Here is a 1,221-nt window from a genome sequence, read left to right as displayed (position 1 = left end):
AGCTGGACACCGGCAATAACCCCTCGCTTTGAGTAGCGGATTGTGATTCTGTGGAGGCATTGGATGGAGAGTTTCGATGCAGCCACGCAGCCTGTTTTCTCTGACGGAGCACCTGGACCGGTTGAGCAAGGACGGCGATCCGCTCGAGGTTCTGGCAGGCACGGTGGAGTTCGAGCATTTCCAGCCGCTATTGACCCGCGGTCTTGGATATAGCGACGGAGTAAAGGGCGGTCGGCCGCCCTTCGATCCGGTCGCGATGTTCAAGGTGCTGGTGGTCCAGGCGCAGCATAATCTGTCGGATGCGCGCATGGAGTTCATGATCCGCGACCGGCTGTCGTGGATGCGCTTCTTCGGCTTTGATCTGGGCGGCTCGATGCCCGATGAGAACACCATCCGTCACTATCGCAATCGGCTCACCGAGACCGGCACGCTCGAGGCGCTGATGCAGGCCTTTGAACAGCAACTGCGCGAGGCTGGCTATCTCGCCATGGGCGGTCAGATCGTCGATGCAAGCCTGGTTCCTGCGCCCAAGCAGCGCAACACCGAGGAAGAAAAGGCCGCCATCAAGGCGGGCAAGTCGGCAAAGCAGATCTGGCGTGGCAAGCCCAGCAAGGCGCACCAGAAGGATGTCGATGCGCGATGGACGGTGAAGATCGGCGGCAAGATCCGCTACCGTCCCGACGGAACCCCGCTGCCGCAAATCGCGACCCCCGGTGTTCGGCTACAAGTCGCATATCAGCATTGACCGGCGCTTCGGCTTCATCCGAAAGGCGGCGGTGACCTCGGCTGCAGACAGCGACGGGCGCCAGCTGCGCCGGGTAATCGACACCGGCAACATGCCGGCGATGTCTGGGCCGACAGCGCTTATCGCAGCCAGAAGAACGAGGCCTGGCTTGCGCGCCATATGCTCAAAAGCTGCATTCATCGCAGGAAGCCAAAGGGCAAGCCCATGCCCGAGCGCACATCGTGGGCCAATGCTGCAAAGTCAGCCGTGCGGGCCAGCGTTGAGCACGTCTTTGCGCACCAGAAAAAACCGCTACGGACTATTCATCCGCACCATCGGCCTTGCCAGAGCACAAGCCAAACTGACGCTCGCCAATCTGGTCTACAACTTTGATCGCCTGATCTTCCACGAACGGCGTGCAGCCACTGGATAGCTGCGCCTGAAATCAGCCATCAGCCTGAAAAGCGATGAAGAAGGACCTGTGAAAGCCCGCCGCC

At 60.8% G+C, this 1,221-nt stretch carries 1 pseudogene; it reads left to right on the top strand.

The features are described 5' to 3' along the window. The first annotated feature begins 76 nt into the window (after positions 1-76). Positions 77-1,157: pseudogene (locus tag D6851_RS17465) on the top strand (IS5 family transposase). Positions 1,158-1,221 lie beyond the last annotated feature (64 nt).

Origin of the sequence: Altericroceibacterium spongiae, assembly GCF_003610805.1 — a bacterium.
Lineage (GTDB): Bacteria > Pseudomonadota > Alphaproteobacteria > Sphingomonadales > Sphingomonadaceae > Altericroceibacterium > Altericroceibacterium spongiae.
This window is presented reverse-complemented; position numbering and strand designations above follow the sequence as displayed.